22 protein-coding genes are annotated in these 18,487 nt (G+C 65.3%); 8 read left to right on the top strand and 14 right to left on the bottom strand.

The window, feature by feature from the left end; all coding sequences use genetic code 11:
• The first annotated feature begins 60 nt into the window (after positions 1–60).
• The gene (locus tag KBY97_RS13130; protein WP_255147576.1) at positions 61–336 is read left to right on the top strand and encodes an MSMEG_0570 family nitrogen starvation response protein; all 276 of its coding nucleotides are present in this window, start codon (positions 61–63) and stop codon (positions 334–336) included.
• Between the two features lie 426 nt (positions 337–762).
• On the opposite strand, the gene KBY97_RS13125 is transcribed toward KBY97_RS13130, so the two are convergent.
• The 8 genes from KBY97_RS13125 to KBY97_RS13090 all read right to left on the bottom strand — a co-directional run bounded on the left by KBY97_RS13125 (position 763) and on the right by KBY97_RS13090 (position 8,329).
• On the bottom strand, positions 763–1,083 hold the full coding sequence (locus KBY97_RS13125; protein WP_255147575.1) for a hypothetical protein: 321 nt from the start codon (positions 1,081–1,083) through the stop codon (positions 763–765).
• 102 nt (positions 1,084–1,185) lie between these two features.
• Positions 1,186–2,412 (bottom strand): mechanosensitive ion channel family protein, encoded by a 1,227-nt coding sequence (locus KBY97_RS13120; protein ID WP_255147574.1) that lies wholly within the window; start codon positions 2,410–2,412, stop codon positions 1,186–1,188.
• Between the two features lie 10 nt (positions 2,413–2,422).
• Positions 2,423–3,715 (bottom strand): extracellular solute-binding protein, encoded by a 1,293-nt coding sequence (locus KBY97_RS13115; protein ID WP_255147572.1) that lies wholly within the window; start codon positions 3,713–3,715, stop codon positions 2,423–2,425.
• Positions 3,712–4,629 (bottom strand): oxidoreductase, encoded by a 918-nt coding sequence (locus tag KBY97_RS13110; protein WP_255147561.1) that lies wholly within the window; start codon positions 4,627–4,629, stop codon positions 3,712–3,714. Before KBY97_RS13110 ends, KBY97_RS13115 begins: the two co-directional genes overlap by 4 nt.
• A gap of 66 nt (positions 4,630–4,695) precedes the next feature.
• Positions 4,696–4,953, bottom strand: coding sequence for a hypothetical protein (locus tag KBY97_RS13105; RefSeq protein WP_255147560.1), 258 nt, complete (start codon positions 4,951–4,953; stop codon positions 4,696–4,698).
• A gap of 94 nt (positions 4,954–5,047) precedes the next feature.
• Positions 5,048–6,094, bottom strand: a complete 1,047-nt coding sequence (locus KBY97_RS13100) for a lytic transglycosylase domain-containing protein (protein WP_255147559.1) — start codon at positions 6,092–6,094, stop codon at positions 5,048–5,050.
• Positions 6,095–6,126: 32 nt separating this feature from the next.
• The gene (locus tag KBY97_RS13095) at positions 6,127–7,539 is read right to left on the bottom strand and encodes a glutamate decarboxylase (protein WP_255147558.1); all 1,413 of its coding nucleotides are present in this window, start codon (positions 7,537–7,539) and stop codon (positions 6,127–6,129) included.
• An 82-nt stretch (positions 7,540–7,621) separates the two neighbouring features.
• Positions 7,622–8,329: a Coq4 family protein gene (locus tag KBY97_RS13090; RefSeq protein WP_255147556.1), complete on the bottom strand. Its 708-nt coding sequence runs from the start codon at positions 8,327–8,329 to the stop codon at positions 7,622–7,624.
• Positions 8,330–8,536: 207 nt separating this feature from the next.
• Here KBY97_RS13090 and KBY97_RS13085 point away from each other — a divergent pair, with 207 nt between their 5' ends.
• Entirely contained in the window at positions 8,537–9,226 is a 690-nt protein-coding gene (locus KBY97_RS13085; RefSeq protein WP_255147555.1) for a TetR/AcrR family transcriptional regulator, read from the top strand.
• Here the strand turns inward: KBY97_RS13085 and KBY97_RS13080 are convergent.
• From KBY97_RS13080 to KBY97_RS13070, 3 genes are all read right to left on the bottom strand, one after another.
• The gene (locus KBY97_RS13080) at positions 9,218–9,364 is read right to left on the bottom strand and encodes a hypothetical protein (protein ID WP_255147553.1); all 147 of its coding nucleotides are present in this window, start codon (positions 9,362–9,364) and stop codon (positions 9,218–9,220) included. The genes KBY97_RS13085 and KBY97_RS13080 overlap by 9 nt on opposite strands.
• Before the next feature lie 9 nt (positions 9,365–9,373).
• Positions 9,374–9,649: a PPC domain-containing DNA-binding protein gene (locus KBY97_RS13075; RefSeq protein WP_255147551.1), complete on the bottom strand. Its 276-nt coding sequence runs from the start codon at positions 9,647–9,649 to the stop codon at positions 9,374–9,376.
• Positions 9,650–9,817: 168 nt separating this feature from the next.
• The gene (locus KBY97_RS13070) at positions 9,818–10,555 is read right to left on the bottom strand and encodes a GGDEF domain-containing protein (protein ID WP_255147549.1); all 738 of its coding nucleotides are present in this window, start codon (positions 10,553–10,555) and stop codon (positions 9,818–9,820) included.
• A 442-nt stretch (positions 10,556–10,997) separates the two neighbouring features.
• On the opposite strand from KBY97_RS13070, the gene KBY97_RS13065 reads away from it, so the two are divergent.
• The 6 genes from KBY97_RS13065 to KBY97_RS13040 all read left to right on the top strand — a co-directional run bounded on the left by KBY97_RS13065 (position 10,998) and on the right by KBY97_RS13040 (position 15,152).
• Positions 10,998–11,393 (top strand): hypothetical protein, encoded by a 396-nt coding sequence (locus KBY97_RS13065; protein WP_255147547.1) that lies wholly within the window; start codon positions 10,998–11,000, stop codon positions 11,391–11,393.
• A gap of 87 nt (positions 11,394–11,480) precedes the next feature.
• Complete coding sequence (locus KBY97_RS13060) at positions 11,481–11,990, top strand: DUF1993 family protein (RefSeq protein WP_255147546.1); 510 nt, start codon at positions 11,481–11,483, stop codon at positions 11,988–11,990.
• A 30-nt stretch (positions 11,991–12,020) separates the two neighbouring features.
• Positions 12,021–12,902 carry an SWIM zinc finger family protein gene (locus KBY97_RS13055; RefSeq protein ID WP_255147545.1) on the top strand — a complete coding sequence of 294 codons (882 nt, stop codon included), beginning with the start codon at positions 12,021–12,023 and terminating at the stop codon, positions 12,900–12,902.
• Positions 12,895–13,431, top strand: coding sequence for an MEKHLA domain-containing protein (locus KBY97_RS13050; RefSeq protein ID WP_315857170.1), 537 nt, complete (start codon positions 12,895–12,897; stop codon positions 13,429–13,431). Before KBY97_RS13055 ends, KBY97_RS13050 begins: the two co-directional genes overlap by 8 nt.
• A 228-nt stretch (positions 13,432–13,659) precedes the next feature.
• Positions 13,660–14,142, top strand: coding sequence for an Hsp20/alpha crystallin family protein (locus tag KBY97_RS13045; RefSeq protein WP_255147543.1), 483 nt, complete (start codon positions 13,660–13,662; stop codon positions 14,140–14,142).
• Positions 14,143–14,327: 185 nt separating this feature from the next.
• Complete coding sequence (locus tag KBY97_RS13040) at positions 14,328–15,152, top strand: DUF6671 family protein (RefSeq protein ID WP_255147542.1); 825 nt, start codon at positions 14,328–14,330, stop codon at positions 15,150–15,152.
• Positions 15,153–15,171: 19 nt separating this feature from the next.
• Here the strand turns inward: KBY97_RS13040 and KBY97_RS13035 are convergent, their stop codons facing one another.
• From KBY97_RS13035 to KBY97_RS13025, 3 genes are all read right to left on the bottom strand, one after another.
• A complete protein-coding gene (locus KBY97_RS13035; protein ID WP_255147540.1) occupies positions 15,172–16,461 on the bottom strand; it encodes an NRAMP family divalent metal transporter in 1,290 nt (429 codons plus the stop codon).
• A 342-nt stretch (positions 16,462–16,803) separates the two neighbouring features.
• A complete protein-coding gene (locus KBY97_RS13030) occupies positions 16,804–17,118 on the bottom strand; it encodes a P-II family nitrogen regulator (RefSeq protein ID WP_255147538.1) in 315 nt (104 codons plus the stop codon).
• 36 nt (positions 17,119–17,154) lie between these two features.
• On the bottom strand, positions 17,155–18,153 hold the full coding sequence (locus KBY97_RS13025; RefSeq protein WP_255147537.1) for a sodium-dependent bicarbonate transport family permease: 999 nt from the start codon (positions 18,151–18,153) through the stop codon (positions 17,155–17,157).
• Positions 18,154–18,487: the final 334 nt, after the last annotated feature.

The following is an 18,487-nucleotide window of genomic DNA, read 5'->3' as shown; positions in this document are numbered from 1 at the left end:
GCTTCTCACGACCACCACCTTTTACTTTCACCGTACCCTTTCACCTCTCGCTTTTTAGTCATGCCCGAAGTCACCCTGCAGCTCGAATGGCCCGACGGCCGCCAGACCACGCTCTATTCGCCCTCGACAGTGATCCTCAAGCACCTGCAGCCTGGTGAGCGGTTGCCGGTGGCGGAGTTGCAGCAGCGCGCCGAGCGGGCGCTGGGTGAGGCGTCCGAGCGGGTGCGGGCCCGCTATGGCTTCGCCTGTACCCGCACCGATGAGGAGCGCAGCAAGTTGCGCCACACCGCCAGCGCCTTCGCCGCCGACCAGTTCGTACAGATCAGCGCCGCTTGAACGCCTCCTGCTTCGCCACGTTCCGCGGCGACCGGGCGCCGCTTCCCCCGTGCAGGCTGCAGGGCCATCGCCGTGGCCGGCCCAACCCGTTGATCGTGTTCCTGGTGCAGCCCAGGTGGAGCTTCCTGCACCGCATTGAGAGGCGGAATCCTGCCGTTGACACCAAGCGATGAAGGATGTTTTTCCTGAAGATTCGGGCGGGCTTCGCAGCACGTAGATGAGCCGCCATTCGTGGCAGGCCACAGCATCCAGTTCATGTGCGGCGAGGAAATACAGCAGCAACAGGTAGGGCGCGAGCATCATCTTTGAGCCAGCATGCTGCAGAGCTTTTGCCGCATCAGCATTGCAACCCCGCTGCAACCCCGCTGCAACCTTGTCATTCGTGCACTATTTTGTAGTCGGTCGTAATGCAGCCATCACTTGGATTCAAGGCTCGTAGCTCGCCTCCGGCCATAGCGCATTGATCTCATCGGCCTGATGGCGGGCGGCGAATCGCTCCCACGCAATACCGTTGACATCCGTGTCCTGGGTGAAATCGGTGGCCGTAGGATCTTCCCAGCCCAGATGACGCAGCGAGCCCGGAGGAATGGCGGGGTCTTGGCGTATGGAAAGATTGAAAGCTTCTGTTCGCCACAGTGCATACTGCCCTGGAATGCTTGAACACGGCGCGGTGCCCAACCGTCTGGAATAGTCCTCAATGGTGGCTTCGATGTTGTCTGTTGAAATGGAGATATGAAGCCGTCTCATTTCTTTCCTGCTGCGGGTTGGCCATCCCAATGATGCAGGAAACGCTGGCCTGGGACCAGGTTTCAGCGTCCAGCCACTCCCCAGCCACTCTTCAGCCAGTCTTCAACCTTCCGCCTGGTGAATCACCCGCTGCGGGAAGGGCATCTCGATGCCTTCTTTGGCGAAGCGCTCCCACACGGCCACGCTCACTTCGCTTTTGATGCTGGCGTTGTTCATCGGATCTTCGATCCAGAAGCGCAGGCCGTAGTTGATGCCGGAATCTCCGTAGCTGAGCAGCAGCGCTTTGGGCGGTGGCTGGCTGAGCACGCGGGGGGAGAGGCGGGCCACGTCCTCCAGCAGGGGGATCACCTGGGCGGGGTCGTGGCGGTAGGCGGCGGCCACCTCCACCTGGCTGCGGCGCAGGCGGTCGGTGCCGGTGTAGGTGACGGTGGTGGTGGTGAAGAAGTCCTGGTTGGGGATCACCAGTTCGGCATTGTCGCGGTCGCGCCAGAGCACGGCGGCCCGCAGGCCGAGGCTGCGCACCTCGCAGGGATCGCCATCGATGAACAGGATCTCACCGGGCCGCACCGACCCTTCAAACAACAACCACAGCCCGCTGATGAAGTTGGAGAACACTTCCTTGATGCCGAAGCCGATGCCCACCGACAGCCCGCCGGCGATGGCGGCGATCGCATTGGGATTGAGGCCCACCCGGTGCATCAGCCACAGCACCCCCGCACCGATCAGCAGGTACCGCAGCACCAGCGTGGTGGCTTCCCGGGTTCCCTCGCTGAAGTGCAGCAGCCCCTGCAGCACGCGCGCCAGCCAGCTCACCGGATAGGCCGACACCGCCACCAGGAAATAGGGAATCGTGAGCAGCAGAAACAGATTGCCGGTGGTGAGCGTGTCACCGAAGACCGGCAGCAAGGGGATGTCGGCCACATCCTCAAGCGAATCGAGCTGGTTCACCAGCGAGCCCGCCACCAGCAGCACATACAACGGCTGCACGATCTGGCTGAACAGCTGTTCCACCCCCCTGGCGGAACAGCGCAGCAGCAGCACTTCTCTCAGAACGGCCAGGAACAGCCAGATTCCATAGATCTGGGCGAAATAGAGGGCCAGGCCGTGCGGTTGGCCCAGCCACTCCAGCGCCAGTGCATTGAGGCGCAGTGCCAGCAACAACCCCACAGCCCCCAACAGGGCCAGCCGCCGGCCTCTGTGGCGCAGGCGCGGGCGAACCACCGTGAGGAACAGTGTCAGCAGGGCTGCGGCACTCAGGCACTGCACCAACACCACTGGGCGGCTGAGATATCCTGCCCAGCCCGTGATTTCGTACAGAAGGGTGTTCATCTGCCTCCCTTCATGGTGCCTGTGGAGCCAAGGGGCGGATCGCCAGCAGCATGGCGGAGGCCTGGGCTGGTGTGAGCTCTCCCTGGATCGTTTCCTGCAGCACTGATTCGATTTCCAGACTCGCCGCAACGGTTTGCTCGGGGTTGCTGAAGTTCAGCATCTGGGAATTCTCCCAGCTTGCAGCCAGGGCAGCCAGGCGGTGGGAACTCTTGGTGGGGATGAGCACGTCCGGGTTCACCGGCAATGTGCCCGGAGACGACAACATCATGTCTTTCTGGTTCACCTTGTTGAGGCTGAAGAACACAAACGCCTCTGCCAACGCCCGTTGACGGCCTGTGGAGTGGCGCCCGAAACTCCACACCCGCAGCGCGGTGATCGGTTCTGCTGGACGTCCATTCCCGCCCGGCAGAACCGACATGCCCAGATTGTTGCCGAGCTTGCGATTGAGCGGCTCCAGCCAGTTGCCATTGCAGCTGACCCAATCCCGTTCGCCCCTCTCCAGTTGGCCCGCCAGCTCGGTATCGTCCTCAGCGAAATCAACGTTGTTCTGGAGGCTGGTGGCTGCGAGCCATTCCAGCCATTTTCTCAGCTGCTCTCGGTCGTTGGTGGTCAGTGGTGGCTGCAGCGATGCTCTTTGACCGGGCGGGGTCTCCACCAGCCGGATGAGTGTGTCGCTGGCACCGAAGCTGCTGGCGGTCCACAACAGGTCGGCAAGCCGCAGGGGCAGACCCACCCGCAGCCCCTTGGCGCTGAGCTCCAGCAGGGCGTCAAGGGTGGCCGGAGGGGTGCTCACACGACGACGATCGAAACAGGCCACCTGGGGCATGGCCAGCAGCGGCACCGCCATGTAGCGATCGCCCCTGCGGAAATCGTCGCGGAAGTAGGGGGCCAGGCGGTCGAGCTTCGCTGGGCTGAGGGCCACGTCGGTGGTGAGCCCCCGCTGGTGCAGCCGCAGCGCCGTGACCACCGAACTCACCACCAGATCGGGCCCGAGGCCGCGCGACTGGCGAAAGGCCATGGCGGCCACGATTCGGTCGGCCGGGTAGTGGGTGATGTGGACGTCCACCCCGGGATTGAGTTTGCGGAAGCCGCTGATCAGGGATTGCGTCAGGGTGGAGACACCGTCGTTGCGGGCTGGCCTGCTGCTGGAGCCCGCTGCTTTCTCCACGTAGATGTAAATCGGCTCACGGCCCAGCAGGTTCGCGATGCCACCCTCACAGCCGCTCAGCGCCAGCAGCACCGTCACTGCGGTGCCGATCCGCCACCAACGCCGGGTTCCATGCTCCCCCCGGCGCTGATTCATCGGCCGATCCCCGTGAGCGTTTCGCTCACTTCCCATAGCTGTCTCCGCTGGGCGGTATCGAGGGCCGCCGGCGCGATCCGCACCTGGGTGGGCCAGCCGCGCATGCCACCCCATTGATTCGGTCCGTAGTGCTCCCCGCCCTTGGCACTGGGGGCCGTGGCGGCATGGAGCTGGGGCAGGGCGCCCATCGCGGCGCTCTGGAACAGCGGATCCATCAGCCGGTAGCTGAGGGCTTCCAGCTTCGAGCCGTTGGCGGCCACCGAGGCGGGCTGCAGGTTGGTGCGTGCCAGGCCGGGATGGGCGGCCAGCGAAGCCACGCCGCTGCCGTCGGCGGCCAGCCGCTCCTGCAGTTCGAGCGCGAACATCACATTGGCCAGCTTGCTCTGGCTGTAGGCCGCCCAGCGGTCGTAGCGCTGCTCTGCCGTCAGGTCGTCGAAGGCGATGCGGCCGAAGTACTGGGCGCCGGAGGTGACCGTGACCACCCGCGCCTCGCGGCGGCCCCGCATCAGCGGCAGCAGCAACAAGGTGAGGGCGAAATGGCCCAGGTGGTTGGTGCCGAACTGCAGTTCGAAGCCATCGCGGGTGAGCGTGCGGGGCGGCGCCATCACACCGGCGTTGTTGAGCAGCAGATCCAGCCGGCCGTACTGCTCGGCCAGCCACAGGCTGGCGCGCCGGATGCTCTGCAGATCAGCAAGATCCAGCTCCAGCACCTCCAGGCCCCCGCCGCTCCGCACGCTGGCGATCAGCTCGTTGCGGGCCGCCTCGCCTTTGCGGCGGCTGCGGCAGGCCAGCACCACGGTGGCGCCATGGGCCGCCAGCGCCCGGGCCGATTCCAACCCCAGGCCGCTGTTCGCTCCGGTGATCAAGGCGATCCGACCGCTCTGGTCAGGGATGGCGTCAGCGGTCCAGGGCATGGGACGAGCGGCTGGGCGGCGGGCATTCACGCCTACCACTGTGCCGTCTGGGGCCATTGAAGCGGATCAGTCCTCCGGAAACAGCAGGTTGGCCAGTTCGTCGGGATCCACGTCGTAGACGCGGGCCAGGCTGGTTTCGATCGCGGAAGTCACTTCACCGGGCAGGAAGCGCATGGCGTTCAGGGCGTCCTCGGCGATGTCATCGGTGAGCAGGGTTTCCTCGCCGCCCAGCTTTTCGTCGTTGATCACCGCCATCACCCAGCTCTGGTAGGCGTACACGAGGTCGGAGAACTCGAGCTCCGGGTCATTGAGATCCAGGGCCATGGAGGTGTCGTGCGCAGTCGAGAGCAGTTTGGCCCCCAGTTGGCCCCCAGCGGTGACGTTGCGCCCAATCCGCTGGTCGGCGCCGCGACGTTGTTCAGTAGCCCGAGGAGCCCGGCGGCGGCGCGCTGGCCGGCTGGCGCCGCAGGTGGGCTGCCACCGCGACCGGCTGGCTCTGGGCGTAGCCCACCGGCAGCCACAGGTCGCCACCGGCGGCAGCGAAGTGGATTTCCCAGTGGTAGAGCCCGATCAGGGCGCGGGGATCCTCCTGGATCAACGACGCGTAGGCCAGCACGGCGCGGCCGTAGTTGTCGCTGTTGTTGTAGCCCCACAGGCCTTTGCGGATGTCCTTGAGGCCGCCGCGCCGTACCAGGTAGCGGGCGGCAGCCTGGATGGCGTCGTGGGGATCGCGGATGTTCCCCTTGCCCACGCCGGCCTGGGCCCAGGTGGTGGGCAGGAACTGCATTGGCCCCTGGGCGTTCGCCACCGACACCCCATCGATGCGCCCCATGCCGCTCTCCACCAGATTCACGGCCGCCAGCACCTCCCAGTCGATGCCGGTGGCCTGCTCCGCCTGCTTGTAGAAGCGCACCAGCTGCTCCAGCGGCGGCGGCGGCAGGATGCGCCAGCCCGGCAGGCTGGTGGGACGCCGGTCGCTGCGGTGCATGGCCAGGAAGGAGCGCCGGGCCAGCAGGTGCCGGTCGTAGATGCTCAGCCAGCCGGACGGGAGCGCGCGGCGCACCTCGGCGGCGAGTGGAGTGCGGTGCGCCAGCACCCGGTAGATCACCTGCTGCTGATGGCCGAGGGCCGGCAGGGTCTCTGCGGGCGTGGCTGCGTCGCGCAGGGCCTCCTCCACCGCCGCCAGCAGGGCCGCCAGCTCCACTGGGTCCGCTGGCACCAGCGGGTAGTGGCGCCCATCGGTGTGGGTGGGCAGGGCCGGATCGGTGGGCAGCCGCGGCAGGCGCGGCCCCACGGCCAGGGTGTCTGCGGCGGCGGGGTCAGGCTGGCTGGGTGGAGCGCTGGCGGGTTCGGTGCCGGCGGCGCGGGAGGCCTCCAAGGCGGGGCGCAGCAACAGGCTGCCGCCCAGCAGGGCCGCCGCGGCGCCCACGCCGATCAGCAGCTGAGGCGGGGAAAGCCTGGGCATGGCGAGTCAGCGGCAGGGTTCCGGCGCCAACGCTAGTGGTGAAAGCCGCTGGCTTCTGCCGGGGTGAGCGTGGCGTGCTGGGGGTGGCGCTCGAAGTAGGCCAAGGCCTGACGGATGTCGTCGAGCAGCAGTTCGGCGAGATCGCGGCTGACGCCATGGCGCACCAGGATGCGCTGCACCACCTGCTCCTGGCAGTGCGGCGGCAGCGTGTACGCGGGCACCTGCCAGCCCCGCACACGCAGCCGGTCGGCAAGGGAGAAGAGGTTGAAGTTGGCGCCGGCGTGTTCCTTCAGCGTCCAGCAGATCGCTGGAATGCCGCCGGCTGGATCTCCGCCATAAATGATCTCGAAGGGGCCGAGCGCGGCGATGGCGCCAGCCATGAATTGCGCCGTGCCGTAACAAGCGGTATGCACCTTCTTGTAGCCCTCGGCTCCCAGGCGCAGGAAGTTGTAGTACTGCGCCACGATCTGCCCACCCGGACGCGAAAAGTTCAAGGTGATATCACGCATGTTGCCGCCCAGATAGTTCACCCAGAAGATCATGTCGTCCGGCAGATCGGCGGCCTCACGCCAGAGCACCCAGCCCACCCCCAGCGGCGCGAGACCGAACTTATGGCCGGAGGCATTGATTGAACGCACCCGCGGCAGCTGGAAATCCCACATCAGCTCCGGTGCGCAGAACGGCGCCAGGAAGGCGCCGCTGGCGCCGTCCACATGGATCGGGATGTCGAGGCCGGTGCGCTCCTGCAGCCCGTCGAGGGCGGTGGCGAGCTGCTGCACCGGCTCGTACTGGCCGGTGAAGGTGACCCCCAGGGTGGGCACCACGCCGATGGTGTTCGCATCACAGGCCGCCAGCGCCGTTTCAGGCGAAAGGATCAGGCGATCGGGCTCCATTGGGATTTCCCGGTGTTCGATGTCCCAGTAGCGGCAGAACTTGTGCCAGCAGATCTGCACCGGACCAGTCACCAGGTTGGGCCGTTCGGTGGATTGTCCGGCTGCTTTTCGCGCTGCCTCCCAGCGCCGTTTCATCGCCAGGCCCCCCAGCATGGCGGCCTCGCTGGAGCCGGTGGTGGAAGCTCCGATTGCCCCTTCGATTGAGGGGGCGTGCCAGAGATCGGCCAGCATGTGCACGCAGCGTGCTTCGATCTCGGCGGTCTGGGGATATTCGTCCTTGTCTTCGATGTTCTTGTCGATGCAGAGATCCATCAGGTCGTGGATTTCGCTTTCCACCCAGGTCTGGCAGAAGGTGGCCAGGTTCTGCCGCGAATTGCCATCCAGCATCAACTCATCGCGCACCGCGGCAAACACCACCTTCGGATCGCTCTCCACCGCCGGAAAGCGCTGCTTCGGCAGTCCGCCGAAAAGATCCACCGCGGCGTAAATGTCGTCTGCTTTGATGTCGTCGTCGGGGGTATCACCGGCGGTGGCGTTTCCTTGGAGTTGCACTGCTCAACCGCACGGCTCTGCGGTGATGCTATAGAGAGAAATCGCGCTGCTCAGCCACGCCTGGCCAGCATCTCCAGCGCCATCACCCCCACCCGGTCCCTCCCACACCCATCGCTGCCGGCACGGCAGCAGGCGTTTCAGCCGCAGCCCACGTCTGCAGGGGCGTGAGGGTCAGCTCCTGGCGCCATTGCTGCAGGGGCTTCTCCCAGTCTTCCTCCCAGCGCATGGCGAACAGCGGCCGGGCCTGCTGGCCCATGCGCAACCCGGTGTGGATGGCCTGCACCAGGGCTGGCAGCTGCTCGGCGTCGAACAGCGTGATCGACTGCAGCGCCTGGGCCGTGAGCATGGCGCCCAGGGGGTAGGGGAACTGGCCGAGGTGGAAGGCCTGCAGGCCGATTTCGCCGTGCAGCGAGGTGTCGAAGCCGGTGAGCACATGCCAGAGGTCGTGGGTCTGGCTGAGGCGAATCTCCACGTAGGCCGCGTCGCTGCTGGCCTCCATGCCGGCGTGCAGGTCGGGGTCGTAGCCGAGGCGGGTCACCGCAGCGGCATAGGCAGCGCCGAGTGAGCCCTGCGGCAGGTCTGCGAGCCGCTCGATGTTGTGTTGGCCCGGCAGCCAGCGGGCGTCGAGCAGGGCCGCGCAGCCGGGATCGCGGCGCAGATGCTCCGCCGCCAGTGCGTAGGAGGGGGTGTCGAGCAACGCGTCGGTGAGGGTGCCCACCAGCTCCAGGCTGGTGTCGCCTCCGCCCATGGCGAGCATCGTGCCGAGCACGCGAAAGAGGGGGTCGGTCATCGATGGGTGCCTGAAGGGTCAGCGCGGGCGGTGAGACACAAACATGAGGAAAGCTCACGTCAGTAAAATATGAGCATCCCTCGTCTTTGTCAAGGCGAATGCGAGGATTGCTCGTGTTGCCTCCCTCTGCTGGTGGCGCCATGAGCGCTAGGCCTGTCGTTCTGCGCCTGTGCCCTTGTCCGCGCCGGCTTGCCCCTTGCTGCTGCCATGACCCAGCGCTCCACCCCCGCGCCCGTCTCCACCACCGGTCTGCGCCGCCAGCCCCGTCAGGCCCGCAGCCAGGAGCGGGTGCGGCGGATCCTGGAGGCGGCCGAGGCCTTGTTCGTGGCCGAGGGCGTGTCCAGCGCCACCACCAATGCGATCGCTGCACAGGCGGGCGTGCCGATCGGCTCCCTCTATCAGTTCTTTCCCGACAAAGCGGCGATCCTGCGCAGCCTCGCCCGTGGCTACGGCGAACAGTTGCACAGGGAACTGGCCGCCTTCGAGCAGAGCGAAGCCGCCGCGCTGCCGCTCGATGCCTATATCGAAGCGATGGTGACGCGCACGGATCAGTTCTTCACCAGCCATCCCGGTTATCAGGCGATCTTCAATGAGGCGCAGAGCGCCACCGCCGATCTGCTGGCGATCGAGGAGGAAGCCGATGAGCGGCTGGTGGCGGATTGGTCGGCGGCCCTGATCGCCCGGGTGGGCGCTGAAGGCTGCGTGCTCAGCGCCGATGATGCCCGCACGATGGCCTACGTGCTGGTGAAGTCAGTGGGCCATCTGCTGTGGTTGTCGCTGGCGAAGGCGCCCTCCTTCCGTGCCCAGCTGCTTCATGAAACGGTGCACCTTGCGGTTGCCTACCTGCGCCGGCGCATCACCCTCCCCCGCGACCCGGGCGAGCCGGCCTCAGGGTGAACCGGGCGTTCCGACAGGAGGCGTATTGCCAGGAAGGGCCTGCACCTCAAGTTCCAGGCAGTTGGTGATGGCGTCGTTGCTGCGGCTCAAGTTCCAGCCGCCGGGGCAGACCAGCAGGATTTCCGCTGTGGTGCGCACGCGGCTGTCTTAGCAGAGGTGGCCGCCGCGCACCTGCCCCTGGCCATCAGCCACGGCAATGTGCAGGTGCGCGCCATCTGGGGTGAGAGAGCCCGATAGCGAGAGGATTTCGAACGGCCCATCAAGCTGGGTTTCCGCTTCGGCGGCGGCGAAGCGGAGCCTGGGATGCCACAAGCTGCCAATGCCTGAAACAACGAAGCAACCGTTGACGGCCGCCGTGGCCGTGGCTTCGAGGGCACGGCGAAGATCCTCACCGGGAGGCAGCCTGAGGGGCAGATAGGACACGGAATATCAAGGCGGAATGATGGGATGGCAGGCCGAAATGGTGGCGTAAGTGACGCCTTATGACGTGACCGGCTGAAGCCTCGGCTGAGCAAAAGCCTGTAGGCCAAGCCAATCGGAGCCGCAAGGTGAATGGCGTTTTCCTTTGCCCGATGGCCTGATGATGTTGGATCAACCGTTGTAGGAAACAGTGCAATCTCTCCCTTGTCGTTTGGCGAGATACAAAAGCTGATCGGCCTGCTTGAGAATCTCCTCAAGGCTCACGTCAGCAGAGGGCAGAACGGAAACAAGCCCGATGCTTGCTGAATAGCGAATGGAGGATTGCTCATAGGCCACCACAGAACCACGGATCGCCTGGTGAAGGCGTTCAGAGAGTGCCAGCGCAGCTTCCTCAGGCGTGTTGGGGAGAAAGATGATGAATTCTTCGCCGCCGATGCGACCGAAGTAATCACTCTTGCGCAAAATCGCCTTCACCGTGATCGCAAAGCTCTTGAGCACTTCGTCGCCGCCAGCATGGCCATGGGTATCGTTGATGTCTTTGAAACGGTCGAGATCTACTGCGAGCACAGAAATATGGCTCTGCTCGCGCTCCGCCAGATGCATCACCTGCTCAATCTGATCAAAGATGGCCTGCCGTGTCAGCAATCCGGTGAGTTGGTCGTAGGTGGCCATCACGCGCATTTCCTTTTCAAGGCTGTCGATCTGCATCACCAGGCCCACCAGTGGCCAGGTGACCAGTGGCGCAACGAATGAAGGAATGGCGATTGCGGTAGCAATTGCAATCTTCGGTGCTTCACATTGCTCGAAAAAGCAGAGAGTTAAAGTGAGTGCGACGGAACACAGGACTGAAAAGGAGGTGACGATCAGCACCGTCGCGAGGGTGCCGAGGCTCTGGATCAGCTGCCGCATGGAACCCCTCCCGTCTCAGCGTCCGTGGCGGAGGGCTCAGCCTTTAGACGTCCGGTGTCATGACGGTGCACGGCAGGAGAGCCGTTCATGCAAAGTTTGCCTTGGGGAAGGTCAATGGCGCGGGTGTGGACAGGCCTGCTTGTGGAGAGTTCAGCGGCACGCATGAGCCTCCTTCCTTTGCATCCGTCTCCATAAGATAGGAGCAGCACAGCATTCAGCGCGCTGCAGGTTGGGTGGCCTGCCAATGTTTCCTGGCTCCGCAGGCCAGGCTTCATTCGCCTCAACCAACTCCCTCGCCGCAACCTTTCCCCCAACCCTTGCTGCAACCCTGCCAGAGCGATGGCGGCTCACCCGCTGCGTCCCAGCCTCAGTCCTGCAGCATGCGTTGACGCGTGTCTCCGCTTTGGTCAGGGTGTGCGCATCACCACCGCTGCCGGCTGCCATGTCCCTGCTTTCTTCTGCGGCCCATTTGGTGACAGGGGCTCTGCTGCCGCCCCTGGCCATGTCCGCCTTGATGGCCGGCGCCCCCGGCGCCTCCCTGGCGCAGTTACGGGCGCCGATTGAGGAGGTGCGGGCCATCAATTTCGCCCGTAGCTACGCCGTCAAGCTCAACGGTGGTCTGCAGGCCTACCGGCCGGCGCCATGCATGTTTGCCACCGTCACCAACGACAACCCCTGCCTGGTGAGCCGCGGCCCTGATGGCTTCGTGTTCCGTTTCCTCGGTGGCCCCCCGGCCTGGGAGGAACGCCAGGAGCCTGCCACCCTGGAAACCGAGATCGTGATCTCCCCCGATGGGCGCAGCCTGCAGAAGCTGGTCTTCAACGGGGCGCCCCGCTGACCCGGTTCCAGCCGCATCGGCCGTGCCGCTGGGACCCTGGCGTTCGGCTCGTAGCCTGGGCGCGCAGATGAGGCTTCCGGCGCACCCATGGACCTGACCCTGTACCAGGCCTGCGTGCCGCCACTGCGGCGTGCCCTCACCAACTTGATCCATGTGCTGGAGAAGGGCCAGGCCCATGCTCAGGTGCAGGGATTCGATTCCACCGTGCTGGTCACCAGCCGCCTCTACCCCGACATGTTCCCGCTGGCGCGGCAGGTGCAGATTGCCTCCGATCTGGCTCGCCGTGGTGTGGCCCGCCTGGCCGGCCTTGAGGCGCCGCCGATGGCAGACAATGAAGCGACCCTCGAGGCGTTGATCGAACGCCTCCAGCAATCGATCGCCTACCTCGACAGCTTCAATGCCGAGCAGATCGATGGGGCAGAGGAGCGCCCGATCACGGTGCCGATCGGCAGGAATGAAACGATCACGATGGCGGGCTGGCCTTTCCTTTCGGCCTTCGTGTTGCCCAACGTCTACTTCCACACCACCACCGCCTACGCGATCCTGCGCCACAACGGCGTGGTGATCGGTAAGCGCGACTTCCTCGGTGCCCCCTGAGCGCCAGGCGCCTCCTTCTTTGCTTTTGCCATGACAAACTCCTCCCCTGCCATCACCACCCAGCTGGGTCAGCAGGGTCTGGGCCAGCAGCCCTGGTGGGTGGAACAGTGGATGGAGTTGATCAACTCTTACCGCTACAAGAAGCGTCTGGAGCGCGCCTGGACCTACGCCCGCTCCGGCAATGTGCTGTCGATCCGCTTCGAGGGGCGGCGGGTGCACGCCAGGGTGCAGGGCACCGAAGCTGAGCCCTACAAGGTGAAGCTCTGGCTCGACACCCTCTCCGATGAAGACTGGGGCTATGTGCTGGAGGCGCTCGGTCAGAAGGCGCGCTGGTCGGCGCAGCTGCTGGCCGGAGTGATGCCGCAGGACATCGAGCGGGCCTTCGCCGCCAGTGGCAAGCGCTTGTTTCCCTTCAAGCTGCAGGAGGTCCGCTGCGAATGCAGCTGCCCCGACAAGGCGGCTCCTTGCAAGCACGTCAGCGCTGTCTACTACCTGATGGGGGATCGCTTCAGCGAGGACCCTTTCGTGCTGTTCCAGATGCGCGGCCGCAGCCGTAGCCAGCTGCTTTCCGATCTGGCCACCCAACGGCGCCGGCAGCTGGCGGCGGCCGTCTCCGAGCCGGCGCCGGAGGCTGCGCCCCATCCGGTTCATCCGGCCGTGATCGAGCCCACCCGCTGGTGGAGCTACACCGCCGCCCTCGACCCCGATCTGGTGGTGATCACCCCGGCGATGGAGGGGGACATGGGCCTCGATGAGGCCGGTGAACTGCCGCTGGCCGCCGAGCCCTGCTTTCCCGACGCCAACCGACTGTTTGCTGAGCGCCTGCGCAGCCAGGGCATCAGCATCGGCCAACAGGCCATGGCCCGCGCCATGGGTGCCGGTGCCAGTTCAAGTGCGAGTTCAAGTGCCTGAGGCGGAGCCGCCGCCGGAGGCCCCCTGGCTGATGCCTGCAGTCCAGGCCAGGGCCGCTCTGCTGCTCGCCTCGCACCTGGAGGCCTTCGGCCGTCCTCTGCTGGCGCTGGGTGCCGGCCCGTCGCAGCTGGCGGCTGCCGGTGATGCACGCCACCAGGCGCAGGAACTGTTCGCCGCCCCCCTGGTGGTGCTCGCCCACGACGACGGCCTCGCCGGCGGCACCCCTGCGGGCGCCGACCCCCGGCTGATCTACGCGAATGCCACCGCGCTGCGGTTGTGGCGGCGGCCCTGGGCGGCAATGGTGGGCCTGCCCTCGCAGCTCACGGCCGAGCCGGCCGAGCGCCAGGGGCGGGAGCAGATGCTGGCGCTGGCGCGGCGCCGCCAGGCGATCAGCGGCTATCGCGGCGTGCGCATTGACAGCTGCGGCCGCCGCTTCGTGATCGATGGAGCCCGCCTCTGGACCCTGCGGGACAGCAACGGCCGCGACCAGGGCCAGGCGGCGGCCTTCAGCCACTGGTGGTGGCTCTGAGCGGCGCCTGCGGCGCCATGGTCGGTTCCCACCACCGCGGGGTGGGGCCGACCGAATCAGGGGGGGAGCGCCGTACCGCCATGGCCGGTTCTTGCGCTTCAGCGTTTCATTCGACCTGGCGAAAGTAGCTGCACGGGCGGAGCGATTCCCCGTTCTTCACCATCTCAGGTGCCTGCGAATCGCAACACCTGAATGCCATACCTCAGCCATTCTGTGGAGGACATTCCCATGCTGACCCTGCGCCAATCCCCCTTTGATCTGTTCGAACGGCTGGAGCAGCAAGTGCTGCAGGCCGAGCGCGTGCCGGCCGCCGAAGTGCATGAGCACGATCATGCTTACACCATCGTTCTGGAGCTGCCCGGTGTCGACAAGGACTCGATCGATGTCAAAGCCACCGACCGCACTCTGCTGATCAGCGCCGAACGCCGCAGCGATCGCCATGCCCCAGCGCGAGCACAGGCCGACGCCAACGGCACCGCCCCGGGTGCGGAGGCCACGCCTGCAGCAGCCACGCCTGCAGCAGCGAAAGTGCCCGCCCGACCGGCCCCGCTGCACAGCGAGTTCCGTTATGGCACCTGGAGCCGCAGCTTCACCTTCCCCGGCGGCCTGCAACGGGACGGCCTCGAAGCCCACTACCGCGATGGTCTGCTCACGATCACCGCACCCAAGGCCCAGACAGTCACCACGGTGAACGTCAAAGTGGAAGGCTGAGCGATTGGGACAGAGTTAGGCAGGTTCTGCTGCCCTTTTCTGCCCGCTGCATTGTGTCCCTGCAGCCCCGGCTAAGCCGGGGCTTTATTATTGAGGCGCTGAAGCACGTTTTCTTGGGTAACGCAGCCAGCAAAGTTTCTGGCAGTTTCTCTCCTTATGGTGGCCGTCTGGCTGTGCTGGCCACCATGCATGGCAAGCAGCGCGCCATTGCCCGGCCGCTGCGGGCTGCGCTGGGCCTGGAGCTGGTGGTGCCCCCTGGTTTTGATACCGATGCCTTCGGCAGTTTCTGCGGTGCGGTGGCGCGGCCTGGCACGCCGCTGGAGGCCTGCCGCCGCAAGGCGGAACGGGCGCTCGAAACCAGTGGCTGTGATCTGGCGCTCGCCAGTGAGGGGGCGTTCGGGCCGCATCCGGCGGTGGCGTTTCTGCCTTGCGGCCTGGAGTGGATGGTGTTTCTCGATGCCTCCCAGGGTCTGGTGATTGCCGACCACCTGCTGGCCCGGCGCACCAATTTCGATCACTGCACCTGCCGGCGCGCCGAGGCCCTCGCAGATTGGCCGGCCCGTGTTGGTTTTCCCAGCCACGCCCTGCTGGTGCGCCCCCACCAGCTCCCCCCCGGCGCGCCCCCTGGCCTGGCCCTGCGCAAGGGGATCACCGGCACCGCCACGCTGGAGGCCGCCATCACCGTGGCGGCCGCCGCTTCCATCGATGGCCTGGCGCAGGTGGAAACCGACATGCGCGCCCATCGCAATCCCACCCGCATGGCTTCGATCCGCGCCCTCGCCTTCCGGCTGGCGCGGCGCATCGCCACCCCCTGCCCCGCCTGCCGGGCTCCGGGCTGGGGGCGGGTGGAGCCGCTTCCGGGGTTGCCCTGCAGCTGGTGCGGTACTCCCACGTCGTTGCTGCGGGCAGAGCGTTTCGGTTGTGTGCGCTGCGAGGCCAGCGAGGAGCACCCCCGCAGCGATGGGCTGCTGTTGGCCGATCCCCAGCACTGCCCGCACTGCAATCCCTGAACCCCAGCCGCTGCCGGTCTCAGCGACTCAGGGCAAACACCACCACGAACACGCTCAGAACCACCAGCCCCACCTGGGCGATCCCCAGCAGCAGCGGCCCCAGTCGATCCGCCGGCGCCACCTGCCGGCCCTGCATCACCCGCAGGTTCATCCAGCCCAGCAGGGGGGTGGTCACGAACGACACCACCATCGCCAGCTGCACCAGCGCCCCCATCGAGCTGGCCCAGAAGAGCAGCACGGCGGCGGCGGCTACCCCGTGGATCACGATCCAGAGCCCGTGGTCGCTGCGGCTGTGCACCTCGCGGCCCTCGAAGCCCCGCAACAGGCGCAGCCCTGCTGACGCGGAACGGGGGTAACCATCCAGGCAGGTGATCACGGTGCTGAACATGGTGGTGAACGCGGCGCCGGCGATCAGCGCATGGGCCCAACCGCCCAGGCTGGCGGTGTAGAGCTGGATCAGCTGCTGAGCGAACACGCCGCCGGCCGGCGAGAAGCTGCGCCCGGTGCCGTGCATCACCCAGGCCCCCAGCAGCACGAACAGCACCGCCATCACCACCGTCACGAGGTAGCCGATGTTGAAGTCGGCCTCCGCTTCCGCCCTGGTGCTCACGTGGCGGGAATCCTCGCGGCGGGCAAAGATCCACAGCGACGACCAGGCCGCCAGATCGAGCGGGCAGGGCATCCAGCCCATCAGCGCGATCAGGAATGGCAATGCCGAGAGGGTCCAGGGGCTGGGGCTGAACATCGCTCCGATCGATTCCCCTGAGGCGGGCCCCTTGAGCAGGGCGGCCAGGGTGGCCACGGCGGTGCTCACCACCAGCAGGGCCACGACCACCTTGCTGAAGCGATCAAGGCTGCGGTATCGCCCCCAAAGCAGCAGCACCAGGCAGAAACCCAGCATCCCTATGGCCAACGTGGTGGGTGGCAGTGACGCTCCGAACCCGGCGGGCAGCAGGTTGGTGGCGAGGCTGCCGCACACTGCTGCCACTGCTGCGATGTTGGCCACGCCGGTGGCGGCGGTGATCAGCAGGAACAGGGGCAGATACCAGCCGGCCTGGCGCTGATATCCCTCCAGCAGGCTCACGCCGGTGGCCGCCGTGAAGCGCGTGCCCACCAGCAGGAAGGGGTACTTGATCAGGTTGATCAGCAGCACCAACCCCACCAACCCCAGCCCGTAGGAGGCACCCGCCTGGGTGGAGGACACCAGGTGCGAGCCGCCGATGGCGGCGCCGGCCAGGAGGATGCCGGGTCCGAGGCTCTGGCGCAGGCCCTCCAGGCTGAGGCGGTTCGAACCGGCGGTGGAGGTCATGGCGGCCAGGAGCAGCCAACAGTTTGATCAAGAGCAGGCAGCCTGTCTCCCGCCTTCAGGAGATACGGGCCCGGTCCGCCGCCAGGGTCCGGGGCGCTTGGGTTGGTGTTTGGCGCTGGCGCCAGGCGTGCCAGAAGGTGATTCGCCGCCTGTCACCCAGCGTTTTCGCCATCTTTCTCTCCACTTCTTTCGCTACTTTCCATCCACTTCTTTTGTAGAGGTTTCAACAGCTGAAAAGCCCGGCTGTGCGATGGGCGCACAGCCGGGATGAAGATGGCAGGCAGGCCTGATCAGAAGCCGGACGGATCGAAACGCTTCAGTGTGGATGCATTCCAGCCCCCATCAGAACTTGTGATCGCGCAGGGCTTCCACCTGGTAGATGTATGTGATGATTGAGAAGTCTGCATAATACTTGGCCGCGATGTCGCTGGTGATCTTGTCGGCCAGCTCACGGGTGCTGGTGAGCACCTCAATTTTCACATTAGCAAGCGTGTGCGACACACTTGGCTCTCCGGTGGAGCGTACGTTGCGGCTTCCTTCACCACCTGCTGCATTGACGGTGTAACCGGTGGCACCAGCAGCCTTGATGAGCTTGATGAGTTTCTTGGAGAGGATTTCCTCTGCAACGATCACCAGCTTCCAGACTTGTTGACTCATGGCGTTGACTTCTGAATTGGTTGTGGTTTTGAACGTTTATCGGCCAATCATCATCTCTGCAAGCCCCATGAACAGGGGGATGCAGATGGCGATCGCCACGGGCGTGCCGATCGCCGTGGAAGCACCGATGTAGGCCGAGGGATTCGCCGACGGGATGCCAGCGCGAAGGGTCGGCGGGCCCGAGATATCCGAGCTGGACGCAGCGATCACCGCCAGCACCACCGCGCCACCGATGCTGAAGCCGGTGAGCTTGTGGATGATGAGGCCAAGACCGAATGCCAGAAAACCATGCACGATGGGCGCAAAGAAGGCATAGATGGCAAACCACTGGGCAACTTTACGCAGCTCATTCATGCGCTGGGCGGCCTCCATCCCCATGATGATCATCAGAATCGCGAGGAAGCCGCGGAACAGAGGGTTGAAGAAGCTATCCCAGACGGGCTCTGGCTTGGTGAGAATGCCAAGGGCCACGCCCAGCAGCAGCGAGGTGACGGCCGAACTCTGCAGGCTTTCCTTGATGATCGGCCAGATCTCGACTTTCTCGGAAGCGTTGCCGGACTTCTTGCTGAAGTAAACGCTGGCCACCACGATCGCCGTCACCAGCGCGGGAATGTCCATGAAGGGATAGAGGGCCGCCGTCCAGGCCTCATAGGGGATCTTGGCGGCATCCAGCTGGGGCAGGACCGCTGCCAGAGTGGAGCCACTCACTGCTCCGAACAGACCACCGGTGGCCACGGCATCAGGCACGCTGATGCCTGGCAGCTTCCCCAAGGTGTAACGACCGATGTAAACGATCGCGATGCCAATCCCCACAGCCGCGAGCGCCGGGAGAAAGATCTCGGTGGGGTTGGAATTGCGAATGGCGATCCCGCCAGTCAGGCCGATCTTCATCAACAGGAAGAAGCTGATGAACTTGTAGATTGAATCTGGAATGGCCAGTTCGCTCCCTAATGCAGCAACAACGATGCCGCCGATCAGGAAGCCAAGGGTCGGAGACTGAAACTGCTCCAAGAATAGTCTGATGAAGTCTGTCAATTCAATCCTCTTGATGTGACTTAGATTGTTTTGTTCTGGATGTAACTCTTGGGCTGGCTCTGGCTCTGGCTCTGGCTCTGGCTGTGAGAGTGAGGGTGAGGGTGAGGGTGGTTGAAGTGCCTGGGAGCTCAGTTGTTCATGTGTGCAAGCAGGGCAAGCCTGTGCCTCAGATGAAAGAAGTTCTGAAGCATGAAATAGCTCTGCTGGACATATCTGCGTTGCCACCAATGGCCACGCATTCGCTGAACGCGATGGGGTCAGCGGGATCAGCTGGAGTGCCCTGATCACGCCGGCATATCGCCCCAGTCTTATTGGGGTGCCTCAGTCATGGGTC

Source organism: Synechococcus sp. ATX 2A4 (genome assembly GCF_024346375.1).
In the GTDB taxonomy this organism is placed as follows: domain Bacteria; phylum Cyanobacteriota; class Cyanobacteriia; order PCC-6307; family Cyanobiaceae; genus MW101C3.
Note: the sequence above shows the minus strand (reverse complement) of the source record. Positions and strands in the feature narration are given on the sequence as shown.